At 60.5% G+C, this 5287-nt stretch carries 5 protein-coding genes; all 5 read right to left on the reverse strand.

Features of this window, described 5'->3' with window-relative positions:
• The coding region (locus tag WA354_RS19860) for a hypothetical protein (RefSeq protein WP_472814757.1) at positions 1-266 on the reverse strand (266 nt) is incomplete at its 3' end.
• The gene (locus WA354_RS19865) at positions 266-1072 is read right to left on the reverse strand and encodes a hypothetical protein (RefSeq protein WP_472814758.1); all 807 of its coding nucleotides are present in this window, start codon (positions 1070-1072) and stop codon (positions 266-268) included. The genes WA354_RS19860 and WA354_RS19865, both read right to left, overlap by 1 nt.
• 12 nt (positions 1073-1084) lie before the next feature.
• Entirely contained in the window at positions 1085-1474 is a 390-nt protein-coding gene (locus WA354_RS19870; RefSeq protein ID WP_472814759.1) for a four helix bundle protein, read from the reverse strand.
• Between the two features lie 111 nt (positions 1475-1585).
• Positions 1586-3472: a hypothetical protein gene (locus WA354_RS19875; protein ID WP_472814760.1), complete on the reverse strand. Its 1887-nt coding sequence runs from the start codon at positions 3470-3472 to the stop codon at positions 1586-1588.
• Positions 3469-5287 (reverse strand): acyl-CoA dehydrogenase family protein (locus WA354_RS19880; RefSeq protein WP_472814761.1); only part of this gene is annotated, 1819 nt, incomplete at its 5' end. The genes WA354_RS19880 and WA354_RS19875, both read right to left, overlap by 4 nt.

Raw genomic sequence — 5287 nt, forward strand, 5'->3', positions numbered from 1 at the left:
GCTTTACACAGTGCCTCGCACGCAGAAGCATCGCTGGCATAACGCGCCTGCGCAAACGCCTCGCCCGAGACGCCCAGTACGCGCGTGCCCATGCCGCCTATCGAACTCGCAGCCGACTTTGCATCCGCTGCAACAATGCCGATCGCAAGCGAAGCACCGAGCCGCGCGGCCAGCTGTTTGCCCGTCGTTACCACTTCGAGCGAAGCCTTCGTCAGGGCGGAGCCCGTTTCCTCAGCATGTGTCAAAACAAGAATTGATTCCGCCATTACTTCGCTCCAATCCACTCGACGAGTTCCTGTGCAATGGCGTCGGCTGCCATATCCTTGACCACGCGTGTCTGCCGTTGCTGGCTGGGCAAGCTTGCCGATACATACTGCACCCCATTCTCAGCAAGCGCTGCCGGCTTCGCCTTCTGTAGAGCTGGCATCACGGTGCGCATATTCGCCATGCCAATCTGCGGATTGTTACGGGGTTCCGGCAGGTTGCCCGTCGCCCATCCCAGCACCGCCGGCGCACCCGCGCACTCTGAAGCCTGGTGCTTGCCGCCTTCCACGCGCTCCAGCACTTCGAACGATCCATCTTCGCGCAACTGGATCTGATCCACGCCCATGAACTGATCCATAATCGCCAGGCGCTCCCCCACAAGCTGCAACGTAACGCCCGCACCCCGCGCCGCCGATTCCCATCCGCCAAACAGCAGGAGCTTCGATTTTTCCAGCCCCGGGATAGCATCGATTGCTCCGGCCAGCACGGCCGCCGTGGCATGCGCATCGGCAAATCCGCCCACCGGCGCGTCAATCGCAACGAGTTCGAAGCTGACCCTCTGCGCGATGGTCATCATTACCTGCTGCAGCTTTGCCTTCGGTCCGAGTGACACCAGCCAGAGTTTGCTCCCGGGGTATTTCGCCACCAGACTCGCCGCCTCATAGAGCGCACTCGCCGCCCACGGGTCGAGCACTGCCGGCAGCATCATTTCATTCTTGAGCCCGGGCCCCTTCGGCCCCGTCACCGGCTCCAATGTCTGCAACGGATCCGGCACAATGCCAGCGCAGACGACGATGTGTAATTGCATAGCTTCTAGCTCCTAGCTTCTAGCTGCTAGCTTTTTTCTGCTCGCAGCTGAATTGAGGGTGTGAATGAAGGCGGAGAGCATCTTGGACACTTCGTCACTGAGCACTTTGGCTTGCTCCAGATCTTCTGAGCTTGCGAAACCGAGGCTATTTGCAACCACGATCTGAGTCTGGAGTTCATATGTCGAGCCTTGAGCCACTCCAAGAAACTGACGAAACTCGGCAGGATTGAGTCTGCCACGCCCTTCTGCGATGTTGCTTGCGATAGAGACACTCGCTCTGCGCATCTGCGAACTCAATCCATACGCTTCATCCTTGGGAAGAGAACGTGTGAGTTTGTAGATACAGACCGTCAGATCGATTGCTTTTTGCCACACAATAAGATCTCTGTAGTCTTGCGCCATCTGTTTACGGCTCAACTTTCCAATAATCTTTGTTAATCAGCAAACAAAAGCATCAGCCGGCGGTCATTGGATCTAGCTAGCAGCTAGAAGCTAGTAGCTAGGAGCTGCTGTTCAGTTCTCCACCGAATGCAATCCCCCCGCTCCTGCGCGAAAATCAATATTGGTCAGCCCGTCTGGGCCCGCATGTGAGCAGTTCCACAGGCACGCGCCGCAGTGCACGCACTTTTCTCGCTCGAAAACCGGCGCTCCCTCCGAACCCGCGGTCAGCGCCTGTCCTGAACACATTGCAATGCACGTTTTGTCGTCGCACTGAATGCAGAGACCTGCGTTGCGAAACGTCACGTGATCGGCGAATCCCGGCATCGCTTGCACCTTGCCACCCATCAAAAGCGCGTCCTGGTGCGAGATCAGCAGTCTGCCATCGAACTCAATCTCCGGCCAGCCGCGCGCCGACATCAGCGCATCGTGCAGCGCACGCCCATCTTCCACCGCCAGCATGGCCGCCTCCTGCCGCTTAAGTTCTTTAAGCGAGCGCACTGTCCGTTTCTTGATCTGCTTGTGCACGGGCGGAACCTTAGCAACCAGCGACGCCCTTCCGCCTGTAAGGCCGGCGAGCGCCATGCCCAGTAATCCGGAGGCAAATCCACGGTGGAATCCATTGCGCGCATTCATGGCCGCGAGGGCATTGCGTTCGATCCAGCTGGCACGCCGGCGCAGCCCGTAGGTAGCTGCCAGATTCTCCTTCGTAAAGCCGCGCCCCACTCGAAGCAGATCAATTACCGCTTCGCCCAGTTGAACGCCGGTCGTCCACGCTTCGTCCACGCCGGAGCCCGCCAGCATGTTTGTTGAGCCCGACCCTTCGCCGATGCGAGCATAGCCATCGCCCATCAGGAACGGTTCACCGTGCGCGCCTGATTCATCCAGCGATTTCGCTCCCCACGAGCGCAATGTGCCGTCCTTCAAATAGCGCCACAGCGCCGGGTGTTGGATGAAGTGCTGCAGATAGCGATAGGCCGTTCGTCCGGGATCGCCGAGCCACGACGGCACAAAAATCCCAACCGACGCCAGCCGCTCCGGATGCACATACAGGAATCCAAAAATCTCCGGTTCGGGGAATCCAAAGGTATGCCACACGGTTCCCGCTTCGAGCGTGGTCTCCTCGGGCAGCTCGATCACAAACTTCATGCCCATTGCCCACTCGCGCTTGTCGTGCCCCGGCGGCATTCCTATGCGTTTGTCGATCGCCCGACCCACCGCGCCGAACGGCCCATCGCCGACGACCGTCAAGCTGGCGCGCACGTCCATGCCGGCCACAAAGCCAGCTTCGGGCGTCCCTTGCCTGTCCACGCCCTGGTCAGTCAGCCGGATGCCGGCAACCTTCTCGCCGCTCCGCACTTCGTTCTCTTGAAACAGCGGTTCGCTCACCGGCATCGAGGGCCATATCTGAACCAGCCCCGATGCCATTAGCTGCGCGCCAACCCACTGGTTGAACTGGCCAATCGACATTACCAGGCCGCCGCCCTTGTGCAGGAATTGCGGTGTCCATGGCAGATGAAAGGCGTCGTCTCGTACACCGAGCGTCGCACTCAGAATGCGCAATGTGCGATCCGCCATTTGCACCAGGAGTGACCGCCGGCTTGCGCCAACCGGATCGAGCAGATACAGAATTCGCTCCCGTGTCACCGGCGTAGCCATCGCAATGTCGAACGGGTTCAGTTGAGGAAAGCTCTCGCGAATGCCGCGGGCGGCTGTGACCACGCCACTGACGCCCGAAGCGATATCATCCGCGCGCTCGTAGCACAGCACCTGCAACGGAAGTCCTGGCGCAACTTTGCTCTCAAACGCAGGATCGGCAGGATTCTCATTCCATGCGTGTGTCAGCGTGGTTAGAAATCCGCCCATTGCCGGCCCAAACCCGACACATGCGATATCGGCTTCCATCGTGTGGCGCTCGATCGGTGGTGCGCTGCTCTCGCCCATGTTCACGTTGCTGCTCATGCGGGGTAATCCAGTGCTTCGGGAATCATCACCTTGCTCACCGTGTCCGCAGCGCGATCCTTTGCCAGCCGCGATCCGCTAAGGCAACTGCACAGCTTGTTCTGAAGCCGCAGAAATTCACCTGCCCCCGCGCAGTTTGCACAGGGCCCCGCCTTCATCGGGTGTCCACCATTCGCGCTGACGACGTCGACCGCCATCGCGGCAATGCCCGGCATGGTCTCCTCAAGTTCATCCAACTCGGCCGCCGAGAAGCACGCGCTGCACCCACGCTGGTCCCAAATCGGATGCTCGTTGTATCCGAAAACCAGCTCCGCACAGATGCGCGATACCTCGCCTGCCGCCTGCGCGGACTGCACGTGGCACAGATCGCTCAGGAACTGCACGGTGCCCCCCAGCCCGTCCGCAACTGATGCGTTGGTGGCGCCGCGATGCTCCAGCTCCAGCACATCTAGAATCTGATGTCGCGATGCCAGCAGCCAGCAGAGCGCATCGGCCAGCGGGAACGTCACACCCTGCCGCTGCCCGTGATAGAGTCTGTTGCCTGCAGCGTCTGTGGACTTCTGCAAATACTCGAGCGTCCACAGCCACATGCGCATGGCCGAAGCCAACGTGCATGCGCCAGTACCGGGATGGGTTGCGGCAATTCGACGCATCTCGTCAGCCCATGCACGCATCTCCGCCAGGAAGACTTCGGACGTCATCGTCACAGTGAGGTGCCTGCGCTGGACAGCTTCCGGTCCCTCATACGTCGCCTCAAGCTGCGCATCCATCCACTTGCTGGCAAGGAATCCCGGGCAATCCTCGGTGATGCCGTATCCGCCCATCAGGCTCACAGCCTCGCGCATCATGTTGGCGCCGTGGCCCGTGTTCCACAGCTTCGTGGCCGGGCACAGCACATTCGCTTCCGCATCCTTTAGCACAAACTGCACCAGCGGGTCGGCCACCAGCTCTTCGCGTCGCGGATCGCTGTTATGCAACGCTTCGCCACTGCGCATCTTCAGAAACTCCACGGCGCGCTGCTCGCTTTCACGCAATGCCTTCAGTCCCGCACGCCCGCCCCCAATGCCGCGCTCCGCCATGATTGCAGTCTTCTGTTTTTCAATCGGATCGAGCTCGTCAAACAGGCGAGCCGCAGCAAAACCCAGCGAAGCCGCGGCCTCGCCCGTCGCCCATACATCCACTAGCCTGTGCAGCGCATCCTCTCGCTGCTGGATGCCTTGCTCGTAGCGCACGGTTCCCGGCTTCGCGCCCTCGGCTCCGCGAAAGCGTCCGCGCTGATAACGAATCACCGGCTCGACAGCAGACAACAGCTTGGCCGCCGTCATCAACCCCACGGTCACGCGTGTCCGCCGAAAGACCGCCTCAATGACTTCGCTGTGGTTGAAATTCGGTACGATTACGCCGTCTTTCACGGTGTAGCCGCCCACAATGCGGCTGGCCGGCACTTTCAGATTGAAGATGGGATCGCCTGTCGACGACAACTGGTGCACCAGCTTCTTCGTAGGCGTCCCGGGATCGAAGGTACCCTCGTCTGTCTCTTCCAGGATCACCACGCAACTGCCCTTGATCTGCGGGTCGTCAGTTGTCACTGCCGCCGTCACAAAATTCGCAAACGCAATATTGGTGATGAAGCGGCCACGCTTCTCCACCTGCAGCCACGGCTCCTCGCCATTGCGCCATCCGGCCACCCGCACCTTGCCGCTCAACATGCCCGTGTCCACGCCCACGTAGGGAATCGGTTCGGTCAGCACAAACGCCCCACGCCAGGGCTTGCGATCATCGCCGGGCTGCGGGGGTGCGGAAAGACTCATGTAG

The organism is Occallatibacter sp. (assembly GCF_049802275.1).
Classification (GTDB): domain Bacteria; phylum Acidobacteriota; class Terriglobia; order Terriglobales; family Acidobacteriaceae; genus Telmatobacter.

Bases quoted from the DNA above. Each gene is read 5' to 3' on its own strand.
- WA354_RS19865 (WP_472814758.1), bottom strand. From the start codon at position 1,072: ATGCAATTACACATCGTCGTCTGCGCTGGCATTGTGCCGGATCCGTTG.
- WA354_RS19870 (WP_472814759.1), bottom strand. From the start codon at position 1,474: ATGGCGCAAGACTACAGAGATCTTATTGTGTGGCAAAAAGCAATCGAT.
- WA354_RS19875 (WP_472814760.1), bottom strand. From the start codon at position 3,472: ATGAGCAGCAACGTGAACATGGGCGAGAGCAGCGCACCACCGATCGAG.